This window comes from Afipia massiliensis, from assembly GCF_014203115.1.
Taxonomy (GTDB): domain Bacteria; phylum Pseudomonadota; class Alphaproteobacteria; order Rhizobiales; family Xanthobacteraceae; genus Afipia; species Afipia massiliensis.
In genome coordinates this window covers 159,862-175,072 of the sequence record NZ_JACHIJ010000005.1, presented here as the reverse complement: position 1 = coordinate 175,072, position 15,211 = coordinate 159,862, and the positions used below count along the sequence as shown (strand labels likewise).

Here is a 15,211-nt window from a genome sequence, read left to right as displayed (position 1 = left end):
AGGTAGGTGCCTCATGAGGCAGGATTGGCGAATCATCGGCTTGTTCGTCGGGGGCGTTCTGATAGTCGGCGCGATCGTTGGCGGACCACTCCTGTACTCCATCAAGCTCTCGTTCTACGCGGCGGAGTCCTTTATTGCTCCGCCGCGGTGGGTTGGATTTGGAAATTATCTCTCTGTCCTGGAGGACAGTAATTTTTGGGACGCACTGTTAAACGGGATAACGATCTCAATTTCCGCAATCGTGTTGCAGGTTACGCTCGGCGTGGGCATTGCACTCGTTCTGAACCGTCAATTCGTGGGGCAAACAATCGTTCGAGCGCTGTCCATCGTTCCATACTTTCTTCCGACAGTCGTTGCGTGCCTCATCGCACAATGGATGCTCGATCCCAATTACGGATTGATCAAAAGTATCCTGGCGTCGTTCGGATCTAGCATGTTCGATTGGGGCGCCAACTCGGCAACTGCGAAGGGAACGATTGTTCTTGTCAGCGTATGGATATGGACTCCTTTTGTGGTGACCTGCGTGCTGGCCGGCCTTCAAACAATTCCGGTCCAGCTTTACGAAGCAGCTCGGGTCGACGGTGCCGGTGCCTGGAAGCAGTTCTGGCACATCACTCTGCCGGGTCTCAGATCTGTATTGATCGTGGTCATTCTGCTGAGAGGCATCTGGATGTTCAACAAGTTTGACGTGATCTGGCTGCTGACCAAGGGAGGCCCGCTGAATCAGACCGAGACGCTCCCGACCCTTGCCTATCGAAGAGCGTTTCTGGAATTCGATCTTGGAGGCGGGGCGGCGGTTGCGACAATCTCGTTTGCGCTTCTGGCGACCATTATCCTGATCTATCTGCGGTTCTTCCCGATCGACGAAGCAAAGCAAGGCCGATGACAGTGACACAACAAAATTCGCACCTCTCCGTCGTTGCTGCTGTTGCGGATCCGCGGCAGGAGCGGCTCCTTCGCAACACATCCCGGTTCGATCGCTTGCCGCAGAACGCGCCAACGCCGGCATCGGAACAAAAGTTGTTCGGGTTAGCGAGCAAGCCGATCAAGCAGATTGCCGGACGTGTCGGTCTCTATGCTGCTGTCGTTGTGATCTGCATCTATTCGTTTTTTCCGATTTACTGGATGATCATATCCAGCCTTCGGCCCCCGCAGCGGCTGTTTCTGGACACGTCGTTGGCGTTTTGGCCGCCAGATCTCTCTTCATATAAGTCGCTGCTGGAGCTGACGAACTACACGGCCAATTTCTTCAACAGCGCGCTGATGGCGATGGCAACGATCATCGTTGCCACAACGCTTTCGGCGTTCATTGCCTACGGCGCGACGCGGCTGCGGTTCCGCGGCAAGACGACACTGGTTGCCTCGATGTTGTTTGCTTATATGTTCCCGCCGTTGATGCTGGTTATCCCGATGTCAGCCTTGTTTCGCATGGTCGGGCTTTCCGACAGCCTGTGGGGTCTGCTGATTGCTCACCTCGCAATCTCGCTCCCGTTGGGCGTCTGGCTTTTGTGGGGCTTCTTCAAGTCGATGCCATTTGATCTGGAAGAAGCGGCAATGGTCGACGGGTGCTCGCAATTCGGCGCGTTCATTAAGGTGGTGTTGCCGCTTTCCGCACCCGGCCTAATTACGGTCGGTATCTTCTCGTTCCTGCTGTCCTGGGCCGACTATGTGTTCGCTCTCATCCTGATTATGAGTGATCAGAACAAGACGCTGCCTGTAGCATTGGCATCAATGCTGGGAGCGCAGGACCTGCGTTGGGGCGAAATTCTTGCCGGCGCATCCCTTATAGCGCTGCCGCTGTTTGTCATCTTTACGTTCTGCTACCGGTACTTCGTCGCAGGACTTACGGCAGGCGCCCTCAAAGGGTAGGGACGTTCCAGATCCCGTCCGGGCAAGAGATCAGTTCTGTGCGCCACCGTGCCGGAATCGACTTGAACGATTGCTCGGATGGATCTTTGACGAAAGTCTATCGTCTTGCAGGTATCTTTGGCTCTCCCAACAGCGTCTGCCAGGTTTCGATGGTCTGGGACAGGTGTTCGTTCATTTTCTGCTCTGCCTGGCCGACGCGCCGCCCTTCAATGGCGTCGAGGATTTCGCAGTGATGTTCATAGGAACGGCGACCGCGGCTGTGATCGGCGAAATAGACGCGGCGGCGCTGTCTGGATAGCTCATAGAATGATTTTACCACGCGCAACAGGATATCATTCTTGGTGGCAGCGAAGATGGCCAGATGAAATGCCTCATCTTCCCGCTCGATCGTCTGCTTCTTGGCAAGGCGCTTCTCGGTGTCGCTCAAAATTGCGCGAAGATCGCGGATGTTGTCAGGTGTTCGGCGTGTGCAGGCCAACCGGGCGGCCTGCACTTCGAGCATGCGTCGCACTTCGAAGACATCGGCAATTTCGTTGGCCTGGAACGGAAGACCGGATTCGGCGTGAAGAACGAGAGCTTCGATGCTGCTTTCGTCCGAGTTCCGCAGATATATGCCCGAGTTGGGCCGCCTCTCGATGACGCGCATGGCTTCGAGAGCAGCCAGCGCCTCGCGGACGGCGCCCCGACTTGTGTCGAACTTCTCCGCGAAGTCGCGCTCAGACGGCAGACGTTCCGAGGGTTGGTAGCGGCGCTCACGGATGAACGAAAGGATTTTTCCGATGGCGTTCGAGGGAGGCTCAGGCTTTTCGGTTCGATTTCGTTCGGTCATTTGTGTCTACTCTTTCCAGCCTGCGTTCCCGGGGGGAGCTTGTCTGCTAAGCCGTTGCGCGCCCGGGCACATGCCAATAGCCACGAATCTGAGTGATGTTCACTCTATTTCGACAGGCGATGATATTACAGGTGCTTTCCGCACCGGTGCGAGTCCCGCCGCCAGATAACGTCTCGCCCTAAATCGGACGTCGCACGGCCGCTCGCTTGATTCCGGTGTGCCGAACATATAAGACTGGTATACCGAATTGGTAAGACCGAAAAGGGCGGCGTTGGGATAACAATCATCCTGCGTATAGTTCTTTCGTATCAGGTTGATGATGATTCTGCAGCATTTGGAAATGTCGGGACAGAGCGGCAAAGCGCAAGGTGTCGTGGCTGATTACGACGTCGACCTGTTTGTGATCGGCGGTGGCTCGGGCGGCGTTCGCGCCGCGCGGATTGCAGCCAATTACGGCGCCAGGGTCATGCTTGCCGAAGAGTACCGCATGGGCGGCACTTGCGTGATCCGCGGCTGCGTGCCCAAGAAGCTGTTCGTTTATGCTTCGCATGTCCACGAGGAGATCAAGGACGCGGCGGGGTTCGGATGGAACATCCCGTCAGCGACGTTCGACTGGGCGACGCTGGTCGCCAACAAGGACAAGGAAATCGCCCGGCTGGAGGCCGCCTACACCGGCAATGCCGAGAAGGCCGGCGCGCGGGTGGTCAAGGCGCGCGCGGTGTTCGAGGACGCGCACACGCTGCGCTTGTCGACCGGCGAAACGGTACGGCCGAAATACATCCTGATCGCCACCGGCAGTACGCCGAGCCACGGCGCGGCAATTCCCGGCATCGAGCATGTCATTTCGTCGGATGAGATTTTCCACCTGCCGGCATTCCCAAAGCGCATCGTAATCCAGGGCGGTGGCTACATCGCACTGGAGTGCGCCTGCATTTTCGCAGGTCTCGGCGCTGACGTGACCTTGGTCTATCGCGGCGATAATATCCTGCGGGGGTTCGACAAGGATGTCCGCGCGCATGTCCGTAGTGAGGTCGAGAAGGCGGGTATTACAGTTCTCACGGGCACCACAGTGAGCAAGGTCGAGAAGCAACGGGAGGGCTTCGCCGCGCACCTGTCTGGGAGATCGACGATTGCTGCTGACCAAGTGCTGTTTGCCATCGGCCGTCATCCCAACGTCAAGGGTCTTGGGCTTGAAAAGGCAGGCGTGGCGCTCAATCCGGCCAACGGCGGCATTGCCGTCGATGCCTTCTCGCAAACCAATGTGCCGCACATTTATGCGGTGGGCGACGTCACCCACCGCATCAATCTGACGCCAGTTGCGATACGCGAAGGGCATGCTTTCGCCGACACTGTGTTTGGCAAGCGGCCAGTGCGTGTCGATCATGCCGAGATCTCGACCGCGGTGTTCTCACAGCCGCAGGTTGGAACGGTCGGGCTGACCGAAGCCGAGGCAAGGGCGCAGTTCACCCACGTGGATATTTACAAGACCGATTTCAGGCCGATCAAGGCAACGCTGTCGGGCAGCCAAAGCCGCGTTCTAATGAAACTGATCGTCGATGGAACATCTGACCGTGTTCTCGGCTGCCACATCGTCGGTCCGGAGGCTGCTGAGATCGTTCAGGCTGTCGCTATCGCGGTCAAGATGAAAGCGACCAAAGCCGACTTCGACGCCACCATGGCGCTGCATCCTACCTCGGCAGAGGAACTCGTGACCATGCGCACGCCGACCCAGCGTTACGTCCGCGAGGCGGCAGAATAACTGCCAGGAATCCATCCCCGTCGGACGCGCCCGGCGACGGGCGAGGTTGATCTTGGCCGGCCAAATACGTCTTGACAGCACACGACTGAACAGACCAAATTGGTCTTACCAATATGAGGTTGCTGGCTCTTGAGTGGCGGTTGCATCCGGGGTGCCGATTTATCCCAGCGACGCGGATGGAGCGCTGATTTTAGCAGCGACCAGGAAACAGGCTGATAAAATGGATTTGGTATCAAACTTGCCGGCCCGCATTCACGGGATACTTGATGAGGGGGCAAAGGGGGATGCTTCCCGGATCGCGTTTACCGACGAGCATGGTGTCGATTGGTCCTATCGTCGCCTGATCGATACAGTCGAGCTTGCCGCCATCGACATGAGCCGGCTCGGTATTCGGCCGGGCGATCGCGTCATGATCGTATGTGAAAACTCAATCGCAGCGATCGTATTACTATATGCATCGAGCCGGCTTGACGCCTGGGCGGTCATCACAAATGCACGACTGAGCCAGCATGAACTGGATTTGATCGAACGCGACTGCCGCCCGCGGCGTGTGTTCTATACGCATGCCGTTTCACCCGACGCAGATGCTCATGCGTGTCGCCGAGATGCAGACATTGAGCGGTTCACCGGAATAGGTGAGGTGAAGGTCGGAAAGCTTGATGCGGATAGTGTTGCGGAGCGGGTTCACCTGGATCCTTCCCGGCAGGTCGCCGTTGTCATCTATACGACGGGAACCACCGGACGCCCAAAGGGAGTGATGCTTAGCCATCGCAGTCTCGCGTTTGTCGCATGCCGGGGGAAAAGGACCGACACGATTCGTTCGGACGACGTCTCGCTGTGCGTGATGCCGATTTCCCATTCGTATGGGCTTACACTCATGCAAGGCATGTTGTTCGCAGGCGCGCATCTGAAAATCATGCCAAGATTCTCGCTCACGCAAGCTATCGAAGCCGTCGTGAACAAGACTCTTACGATATTTACGGCCGTGCCGGCGTTGCTGTCGCGTATCGTCGCTCACGTCGACCAGGCGGGTCTTCAGCTCACACCGAACAGGCTCCGATATGTTTACACCGGCACCGCTCCGCTGGACCTTTCGTTGCGTCAAAACGTCGAGCGTGTGTTTGGGGTCGTTCTTCACAACGGTTATGGTCTCACCGAAACCTCGCCGACGATCAGTCGCACCCAGTACGCAATGGGCAGCGACGAAGTCAACATTGGTCCCCCCATCCCCGGAGTTCAGATCAAGATTGTCGGAGCGAACGGTGATGAGGTTGAGGACGGCCTGCCGGGCGAGCTTCTTGTACGTGGACCAAACGTCATGCTTGGCTATTATGGTCAGCCGGAGCTTACTGCAGGGGTTATCGATGAGCAGGGCTATTTGAAGACCGGCGATATTGTCAGCCGCAATGCGAGTGGCGCATTGATCGTACAGGGCCGATCAAAGGAATTGATCATTCGCTCGGGGTTCAATGTGTATCCGCCCGAGATCGAAGCGGTTCTCAATACGCATCCGAACGTCCTCAACTCTGCAGTCGTCGGGCGATCGGTCGAGGGCAACGAGGAAATCATCGCATTTGTGGAGCCCGTTCCTGGAGTCTCCGTCGAGACCAGTGACCTGTTCACGTTCATCGAAGGACAGCTGGCCCGATACAAGAAGCCTCAGCAGATCATCGTGATGCAGCAGCTGCCGGTCGCGCCAAACGGCAAGATCAGAAAGCATGATTTGAAGCAGTACGCCGAAGCATCGGCGCTTTCTGTCTAGTCATTCCAGATCGTTCAATCCCATCGAAGGCCAATGGACATCGCCATGAAGCAGGAACAGACCTACCCGGACGTCAAGATGTTCATCGACGGGGCTTGGTGCGACGGGTCGCAAGGCCGATCCGGGGCAGTGCTAAATCCAGCGACCGGGCTTGCGATCGGGAGTGTTCCGCATGCGTCTGTCGACGATCTCGATCGAGCGCTCGATTCCGCGTGGCGCGGCTTCAATGCGTGGCGCAAGACATCGGCGTTCGACCGCTACAAGCTCATGCGGGCGGCTGCCGAGAAGTTGCGCGAGCGGGCCGGCGAAATCGCTCGCATTCTCACGCTCGAGCAGGGGAAACCCCTGGCGGAAGCGAACCTGGAGGTGTTGCTCGGCGCGGACATCGTCGACTGGTTTGCCGAAGAGGCTCGCCGATCCTACGGCCGCGCTATTCCTTCGCGTTCCGGAGCGGTGCAGCAAATCGTGATCAAGGAGCCGGTCGGGCCGGTGGCAGCGTTCACGCCGTGGAATTTTCCGATCAATCAGGCTGTCCGCAAGATCTCGGCTGCAATCGCTGCCGGCTGTTCCGTAATTCTCAAGGGACCCGAAGAAACGCCGGCTAGTTGCGCCGCCCTGGTTCAGGCCTACGCCGATGCCGGCCTGCCATCGGGCGTGCTCAATCTGGTCTTCGGCGTTCCTGCGGAGGTGTCTTCGTATCTGATTGCTCATTCGCTCATTCGCAAGATTTCGTTCACGGGCTCGACCCAGGTCGGCAAGCAACTCGCCGCTCTGGCGGGAAGCCATATGAAGCGGGTGACGATGGAACTGGGAGGGCATGCGCCGGCACTGGTGTTCGGCGATGCGGACGTGAAGGAGTCGGCGAGGCTGCTGTCCGCGGCGAAGTTCAGGAACGCCGGTCAGGTTTGCGTCTCGCCTACGCGTTTCATCGTGCACAAGAGCGTCTACGAGGAATTTGTCGACCACTTCACATCGGCTGCAAAGGATCTGGTTGTCGGCAACGGTCTTGACGCCGCGAGCCAGATGGGTCCGCTGGCCAATCATCGCCGTATTGAGGCGATGGAGGCTCTGATCGCCGACGCCACATCGCGCGGCGGCCGCATCAGAGCCGGTGGCAAGCGAATAGGAAACGAGGGATTCTTCTTCGAGCCGACCGTACTCACGGATGTCCCGCTGAACGCGCGCATCATGAACGAGGAGCCGTTTGGTCCCGTTGCTCCGATCAGCGCCTTCTCCGATCTCGATGAGGCCATAGCGGAGGCAAATCGTCTTCCATTTGGCCTCGCCGCCTATGCCTACACGAAGTCGGCGGCCGTCATTGGTGCCATCAGCACGGGGGTCGAAAGCGGAATGATGTCGATAAACCATCATGGTCTTGCGCTGCCTGAAACCCCGTTTGGAGGCATCAAGGATTCCGGTTACGGCTCCGAGGGTGGAACAGAGGCCATGGAGGCCTACTTGAACACCAAGTTCGTCACCCAAATGAACGGCTAAGCCACGTAGGCAATCGGCCGGCTTTGCGATTTTTCGCGCAAAATCGAATTCCGAAGATCCCTTGCGGGGCTCGCTGAGGCGGGCTCGCTTGGCTACGTCCGCGTCAGCGGATGGAGCCCGGACGTTGCAATGAGGGCCTGCAGGCCATGAAGAAATTCTCGATCAACGCCTGAAGATGCGCTTGACAAAGAGCATGGTCGGGAGCTTATTGGTCGTACCAATTTGGAAGGGCCAGTGTATTACCGAAGATTTTTCTCCCGACTGTCGGGACAGATGAATCAGTCGGGCTGGCTTTCCGGTTCAACACGAGCGAGGAGCAAGGAGCGAGGCAATGAATGCACCCATGAATATGCCAAAAGGGCAGCGAAGGAAGTTCTGGAGCTGGGGTTACGAAGGCCAGGACATCCCTGAGTCAGAAGTGAAGTCGATGCACGAGCGCGTCGCGAAGCGCCTCGGCATGAGCGATTTCACAGTTCTCCCGGATCCGACCCTCGACGAGATCGAGATCCGTGCCCCGCGCATTAAGCCGCCGGCATCGCTTGCAAGCTTCTGCACGACGGAAAAATGGGATCGCGTTGCTCACACCTACGGCAAGAGCTTCCGCGACCTGGCCATGATCTACAAGCGCAAGTATCCAAATCCGCCAGATGTCGTGGCCTATCCTCGCGACGAAAAGGACATTGCCGCGGTTCTCGACTGGTGCGGTGAAAATGGCTACGCGGCCGTGCCTTTCGGCGGCGGATCGAGCGTTACGGGCGGCATCAATCCGCCGGATGATAGCAGTTACAAGGGCGTGGTCACGATCGACCTCGAGAATCTCAATCGCGTTCTGGAAGTCGATCCGACTTCGCGCGCGGCCCGAATCCAGGGCGGCACGTTCGGTCCTTCGCTCGAGGAGCAGTTGAAGCCGCATGGTTTCACGCTGCGCCACATTCCGCAGTCCTGGGAATTCTCGACCCTCGGCGGATGGATCGCGACGCGTTCGTCCGGTCACTATGCGACGCATCTGACCCATATCGACGACATGGTGGAAAGCCTGCGCGTCGTCACGCCGACCGGCACGATCACAAACCGCCGACTGCCGGCGTCTGGCGCCGGTCCCAGCCCCGATCGCGCCTTCATCGGCTCGGAAGGTACGCTTGGCATCATCACCGAAGCGTGGATGCGTCTGCAGGGCCGGGTGAAGTTCCGCGCCAACGCCTCGGTTTCATTCAAGACCTTCTACGAGGGTGCGAAGGCCGTTCGGCAGATCACCCAGGCCGGTCTTTATCCCGCAAACTGCCGCTACCTCGATGAGAAGGACGCCTTCTTCTATGGGGCCGGCGACGGCACGGAATCGATGCTGCTGATCGGTTATGAGTCGGCTGATCATCCGGTCGATGCATGGCTGGATCGCTCTCTGGAAATCTGCCGGGATTACGGCGGTACGGTGAAGCAGAAGGCGGGCACGGGCACCGATGCTCTCGAAACCAGCCGCTCGGGCGCGCAGGGCAGCTGGCGTAACCAGTTCCGCTATCTGCCTTATCTCATGCACGTTCGTGCGGCGATGGGTATCGTCAGCTTTACCTTCGAAACGGCCTATACGTGGGACAAGTTCGAAGCGCTCGACACCGAAGTCATGCGGCGGGTAGCTGAGGCGGAGAAGAAGATTTGCGGTGGTGGCATTGTCTGCCGTCGGTTCTCGTTCCTTTATCCGGATGGGCCGGCGCCGTACTACTCCATCATGGCTCCGTCTTCTCACGAAAAGAACATCGAGCATTACGCAGCGTTGAACAAGGTTGCTTCCGACGCCCTTCTGGAACTCGGCGCCACCATCACGCACCATCATGCTGTCGGACGCAGTTTCCGTCCTTGGTATGACAAGGAAATCGATCCGGGCTTCATCCGAATGATGCAGGCCAACAAGCGCGAGCTTGATCCGAACTGGGTGCTCAACCCGGGCATTCTCTTCGACAAGCCTAAGGCCTAATCGCACAACACTATCCATTCGGCTGTTTCACGGGAAGTTCGTCTATGATCGACCTCTACTTTTGGACCACGCCGAATGGATACAAAATCACGATAATGCTGGCCGAGCTCGGCCTGCATTATCGGGTTCTGCCGATTGACATCACCAAGGGTGATCAATTCGGCGCGGAGTTTCTCAAGATCAGCCCGAACAACAAGATACCGGCGATCGTCGATCACGACGGCCCGGGCGGGAAGCCGTTGCCGGTTTTCGAGTCGGGAGCCATTCTTCTGTACCTTGCTGAAAAGACCGGCAAGCTGCTGCCATCCGACCCGCGGGCACGGATGGAGGTCATTCAATGGCTGATGTTTCAGATGGGCGGCGCCGGCCCTATGCTCGGCCAGGCTCATCATTTTCGGCGCTACGCACCAGAGCAGATTCCTTATGCCGTGGAGCGTTACACGAAAGAGGCCGCCAGACTGTATGGCGTGATCGATCGCCGCCTGGCAGACCGCGAATATCTCGCCGGTGAGTACTCGATCGCAGATATTGCGACCTTTCCATGGATTCGTCCCTACCGATGGCAGGGGCAGGAGCTCGAGACGTATCCCAATCTCAAGCGCTGGTTCGACGCGATCAAGGTTCGTCCGGCGGTGCAGGAGGGGCTGGCTGTTATGTCCGACACCAAAAAGTGGGAAGCAAAACCCGGCACGGAATCCTGGAAGAACATGTTCGGCGCGAAGGTTTGAAGCCGAGAAGACAGTCTCACAGCGATCGTTTCCACGGTAACTGCTCTCAGGGTCGGCTCACAAAATTGAAGCGCACGTCGGAAGTGTTTCGATCTAGGAGGTGCGCTTGAGCGCGACCATGTTTTCCGAACCAGACAAGGATATTCTCGATCGTCGCGGTGCAATCGTGGAGCACCTGGCAAGCTTGGTTTCGCCCGAAGGCCTTATCACGGATAGAGATGAGTGCAGGGCATACGAGACCGACGCGCTCGCCGCCTATCGCAAGATGCCGCTGGCCGTTGTGTTGCCGACATCGACGGATGAAGTAAGTGCGGTTCTCAAGTTTTGCCATGATAATGGCGTGAAGGTCGTGCCGCGCGGCGCGGGCACCTCACTTGCGGGAGGTGCAATTCCGACCGAGGATGCTGTTGTTCTTGGACTTTCAAGAATGAGCCGCGTGCTTGAGATCAACTACGATGATCGTTTCATTCGGGTCGAAGCGGGCGTCACCAACTTGAGCATAACTTCTGCAGTGTCGGACAGAGGCTTCTTTTACGCGCCGGACCCGTCATCTCAACTCGCGTGTACCATCGGCGGCAATATCGCCAATAATTCGGGCGGTGCGCATTGCCTGAAATACGGCGTTACGACAAACAATATTCTCGGCGTCAGAATGGTTCTGATCGACGGAACGATCATCGACTTGGGTGGAGATAGCCTCGATAGCGGTGGCCTTGATCTACTGGGTGTTGTGGTCGGATCTGAAGGCCAGCTCGGGATCGTGACCGAGGCTACCGTCCGGATATTGAGATCGGCGGAAGCCGCGCGTCCCGTTCTGTTTGGCTTCTCCTCATCCGATGGAGCAGGCAACACCGTTGCAGAGATTATCGCGGCGGGAATCATTCCAGTCGCGATCGAGTACATGGACAAGGCCGCGATTGAGATATGCGAGGCCTTTTCCAAGGCGGGTTATCCTCTCGATGCGGAAGCTCTTCTGATCATTGAGGTGGAAGGCTCGCAGGCGGAAATGGACGCGATGCTGGATCGGATTATCTCCATTGCGCGAGCCAATGGCGTTGAGACGGTTCGGGAGAGCAAATCCGCGATTGAAACAGCGGCGATCTGGAAGGGGCGGAAGTCGGCATTTGGCGCGACTGGGCGCGTTGCGGACTACTTGTGCATGGACGGAACGGTGCCGACGGGCAAGCTGTCCTACGTTCTGGCGCAGATCACCGAGATCGTGAAGCACTATGGATTGCGTGTGGCTAACGTCTTCCATGCCGGCGACGGAAATATGCATCCTCTCATCCTTTATAACGCGAACGATCCGGCGGAGCAGTTGAAAGCGGAGGCCGCGGGCAACGACATTCTTAAGCTGTGCGTTGAAGTCGGTGGCTGTCTTACCGGCGAACACGGTGTTGGCATCGAGAAGCGCGACCTGATGCCGTACCAGTTCAATGAGATCGATCTTGCCCAGCAGATCCGTTTGCGTGCAGCGTTCGATTCAAAATGGCTACTCAACACGGACAAGGTTTTCCCCGTTGACTGCCGAAATCAAACGTAACGCTGGACGAATTTGGCGATGTCTGGAGATCTGAAACCGCGCGACGAAAAGAACCTGTCTGAATCGATCAGAATGGCAGCGGCGGCAAAAATGCCGTTGATTGTCAGTGGCGCTGGCAGCAAGTCAGGTATTGGTCGGCCGAATGGATATGCGATGTCTGTTACGACACAACGTATGCAGGGAATATCGCTCTATGAGCCAACGGAGTTGGTGATCGGGGCTCTTCCCGGAACACCACTGTCCGAGATCAATCAGACGCTTGCAACACAGAATCAAATGCTGCCGTTCGAGCCGATGGACTATCGGCCGATTCTCGGCGGGCGCCATGAGCCGACAATCGGCGGAATTGCAGCGGGAAATGTTACTGGCCCGCGACGTATCATGGCGGGAGCCTGCCGTGACAGTCTGATCGGCATCCGGCTGGTAAACGGCCGCGGCGATGTCGTGAAATCGGGCGGACGGGTCATGAAGAATGTCACGGGTCTCGACCTGGTCAAGCTCAATTGCGGAGCGTGGGGAACGCTCGGCGTGTTAAGCGAAGTCATTTTCAAGGTTCTGCCAAGACCGGAATATACGTCTTCTCTGGTGCTGCGCGGATTGAATGATGCGACGGCTATCGCTGCATTGACGACCGCTTTGGGATCGCCATTTTCCGTCTCCGCGGCGGCGCATCTGCCGAAGGGTGTGGTGTCGGAGCCCCTGACCATCATCCGTATCGAAGGATTCGCGCCTTCCGTTGCGTATGGTTGCGGCGAGATCGCCAAACTTTGGAGACCATACGGAAAGGCCGATCTTCTGGAAGGAGAGGTGAGCGCCGATATCTGGTCTGATGTGCGGGATGCGCGGTGGCTGGCTGATCCGGCCGAGAGCGCCATATGGCGGCTTTCGCTCGCCCCGTCGAAGGCACCCGGTATCATTGCTGATATCAAGCGGGTGCTTGATGTGCGTCATTTCTACGACTGGGGCGGCGGTTTGGTCTGGCTCGCTGTCGACGCGCCAGAAGACGCGGGGTCCAAGGTGATCCGGGATGTAATGCGAGGCCTCAGTGGCCACGCGACGCTTCTGCGTGCACCGCCGGAGGTTCGATGCAGGGTCGATATATTCGAGCCGCTTCCGCCCTCGGTTGCAGAACTGACCCGAAGGATCAAGTTTGCGTTTGATCCCGGCCGTATCCTCAACTTCGGAAAAATGTACTCTGGTATTTGAAGCGCAGATCGAAATCCCATGCAAACGAACTTCTCGCTGACAGCGCTTGTCGATCCGCACATGATCGAATCGGAGAAGATTCTTCGCGCCTGTGTTCATTGCGGGTTTTGTACTGCGACGTGCCCGACCTACTTGCTGCTGGGAGACGAACTCGACAGTCCGCGCGGGCGAATCTACCTCATCAAGGATATGCTCGAGAATGAGAAACCGGCGAGCGAGAAGGTCGTCAAGCATGTGGATCGCTGCCTGTCCTGTCTCTCCTGCATGACCACCTGTCCGTCCGGGGTGCACTACATGCATCTGGTGGACCATGCGCGGGCCCACATCACGAAGACCTACAAGCGCCCCTTGGTCGATCGTGTTCTGCGTGGCATGCTGGCGTCGGTGCTGCCGTATCCGAAACGGCTGAGACTGGCGCTGTTGTCGGCGGCTGCGGTCAGGCCGGTGAGGAAATGGATTGCCAGGCTTCCGGGCGGCGCGCATCTTGCCGCCATGATCGATCTTGCCCCGGCTCTGAAGCCGCGGAAGTCCACTCCTCAGGGATCGGTCGCGCAGGGCAAGCGAGGCAGAGTCGCAATATTGATGGGCTGCGCCCAGCAGGTCATTGATCCGAACATCAACGACGCCGCGATCCGGCTGCTGAATCGTCATGGGATTGAGGTGACGAGCCCCCGCGACGAGGGTTGCTGCGGAGCTCTCGTGCATCATATGGGTTACGAGGAATCGGCACTGGAGGCGGCCCGGCGCAACGTTGATGCCTGGACACGGGAGCTTGACGAGAGCGGGCTCGATGCCATCATCGTCACGGCGTCGGGTTGCGGAACGACCATCAAAGATTATGGATTCATGCTCCGCGAGGACAAGGCATACGCTCGCAAGGCTGTGCGCATTTCTGCGCTCGCGCAGGATATCACTGAGTATCTCCATAAACTTCAGCTTCAGGGACCCGTTCGGACCACAGGTCAGATTGTCGCGTATCATTCGGCGTGCTCAATGCAGCACGGTCAGCGCATCGTTGATCAGCCGAAATCCCTTCTGAAGCAGATGGGATTTGTCGTGAAGGACGTTCCTGAAAGCCACATCTGTTGCGGTTCGGCGGGGACTTATAATGTTATGCAGCCCGAAATCGCAGACCGGCTTCGGTCGCGAAAGGTGACCAACATCGAGAAAGTGAGGCCGCAGATTATCGCGAGCGGAAACCTGGGATGCATGACACAGATCGGCGCCGCGACGACTATTCCGATAGTTCACACCGTTGAATTGCTTGACTGGGCAACGGGCGGTCCCTTGCCCGATGCGATGTATTCAATGCTGCACAGCCAATCAGATCTAGGATCTTCCTGATTTCTGATGGAAGGAGGCAGGCAGGTCATTTAACGATAGGACAATTTGAAAAAGCCAGCTGGTCGTTGATCGGGTTTTCCGCGTAATGACGCCATTGAATGCGATGCCGTTCCAAACCAAACTGCAGCGGGCCGCATGGATCTTTCCCTGCATCGGTTCAAGCAGAGTTGGCAGTATACGGCGTGGCAACACGTGCCCGTTCGTGCTGCTTGGGCCTCTCTAATCTCTGTCGATGGGGCCTGAAGGGAGTGGACTCATACCAACGCACGTTCCGTGGGCGTGCTAGAGGGACTGCTCAGCACCGGCGACGTCGCTGTCCGTGATGCCGATGGCGACATCTTCATTGTCGATCGCCTCAAAGACATGTTCATCTCCAGAGGAGAGAATGTGTATCCGGCCGAGGTCGAGAACTTCCTTTACGATCTTCCAGATGTTGCCGAGGCTGCGGTGATTGGTGTGCCGGATACGCGCTGGGGCGAGGTCGGCCTTGCCGTCGTGGTGCCGCGATCTGGAAACAAAATCGATCCGGAGCGTCTCCGGGCAGCCTGCAGGGCGCAGCTTGCGGGTTATAAGGTCCCGCAGCATGTTCGTATTGTCGATTCCCTGCCCCGGACGCCTTCGGGAAAGATTGAGAAGCACAAGTTGCGCGATCAATTCGCCGCGGTGATGAAGGAACCTTGCGTTGACCGTCATCGCTGATGGAATCGA

The 15,211-nt window shown here is 57.8% G+C and carries 12 protein-coding genes; 11 read left to right on the top strand and 1 reads right to left on the bottom strand.

What is annotated here, in order from left to right; translation table 11 throughout:
* The first annotated feature begins 13 nt into the window (after positions 1-13).
* Positions 14-886 carry a carbohydrate ABC transporter permease gene (locus HNQ36_RS17750; RefSeq protein WP_062316896.1) on the top strand — a complete coding sequence of 291 codons (873 nt, stop codon included), beginning with the start codon at positions 14-16 and terminating at the stop codon, positions 884-886.
* Entirely contained in the window at positions 883-1,869 is a 987-nt protein-coding gene (locus tag HNQ36_RS17745; RefSeq protein WP_062316894.1) for a carbohydrate ABC transporter permease, read from the top strand. Before HNQ36_RS17750 ends, HNQ36_RS17745 begins: the two co-directional genes overlap by 4 nt.
* A gap of 97 nt (positions 1,870-1,966) precedes the next feature.
* On the opposite strand, the gene HNQ36_RS17740 is transcribed toward HNQ36_RS17745, so the two are convergent.
* Positions 1,967-2,698, bottom strand: coding sequence for a FadR/GntR family transcriptional regulator (locus HNQ36_RS17740; RefSeq protein WP_062316892.1), 732 nt, complete (start codon positions 2,696-2,698; stop codon positions 1,967-1,969).
* 373 nt (positions 2,699-3,071) lie between these two features.
* Here HNQ36_RS17740 and gor point away from each other — a divergent pair, with 373 nt between their 5' ends.
* The 9 genes from gor to HNQ36_RS17695 all read left to right on the top strand — a co-directional run bounded on the left by gor (position 3,072) and on the right by HNQ36_RS17695 (position 15,202).
* A complete protein-coding gene (gene gor / locus HNQ36_RS17735; protein WP_062316964.1) occupies positions 3,072-4,457 on the top strand; it encodes a glutathione-disulfide reductase in 1,386 nt (461 codons plus the stop codon).
* A gap of 133 nt (positions 4,458-4,590) precedes the next feature.
* Positions 4,591-6,219, top strand: coding sequence for a class I adenylate-forming enzyme family protein (locus HNQ36_RS17730; RefSeq protein ID WP_318256755.1), 1,629 nt, complete (start codon positions 4,591-4,593; stop codon positions 6,217-6,219).
* 45 nt (positions 6,220-6,264) lie between these two features.
* The gene (locus tag HNQ36_RS17725) at positions 6,265-7,713 is read left to right on the top strand and encodes an NAD-dependent succinate-semialdehyde dehydrogenase (protein ID WP_062316960.1); all 1,449 of its coding nucleotides are present in this window, start codon (positions 6,265-6,267) and stop codon (positions 7,711-7,713) included.
* A 331-nt stretch (positions 7,714-8,044) separates the two neighbouring features.
* A complete protein-coding gene (locus HNQ36_RS17720) occupies positions 8,045-9,682 on the top strand; it encodes an FAD-binding oxidoreductase (RefSeq protein WP_062316890.1) in 1,638 nt (545 codons plus the stop codon).
* A 44-nt stretch (positions 9,683-9,726) separates the two neighbouring features.
* Complete coding sequence (locus tag HNQ36_RS17715; protein WP_082757990.1) at positions 9,727-10,410, top strand: glutathione S-transferase N-terminal domain-containing protein; 684 nt, start codon at positions 9,727-9,729, stop codon at positions 10,408-10,410.
* 118 nt (positions 10,411-10,528) lie between these two features.
* Complete coding sequence (locus HNQ36_RS17710; RefSeq protein ID WP_062316956.1) at positions 10,529-11,953, top strand: FAD-linked oxidase C-terminal domain-containing protein; 1,425 nt, start codon at positions 10,529-10,531, stop codon at positions 11,951-11,953.
* Between the two features lie 18 nt (positions 11,954-11,971).
* Positions 11,972-13,159 (top strand): FAD-binding protein, encoded by a 1,188-nt coding sequence (locus HNQ36_RS17705; protein WP_062316888.1) that lies wholly within the window; start codon positions 11,972-11,974, stop codon positions 13,157-13,159.
* 18 nt (positions 13,160-13,177) lie between these two features.
* A complete protein-coding gene (gene glcF, locus HNQ36_RS17700; protein WP_062316886.1) occupies positions 13,178-14,503 on the top strand; it encodes a glycolate oxidase subunit GlcF in 1,326 nt (441 codons plus the stop codon).
* A 363-nt stretch (positions 14,504-14,866) separates the two neighbouring features.
* On the top strand, positions 14,867-15,202 hold the full coding sequence (locus tag HNQ36_RS17695) for a class I adenylate-forming enzyme family protein (RefSeq protein WP_082757991.1): 336 nt from the start codon (positions 14,867-14,869) through the stop codon (positions 15,200-15,202).
* The last annotated feature ends 9 nt before the right edge of the window (positions 15,203-15,211 follow it).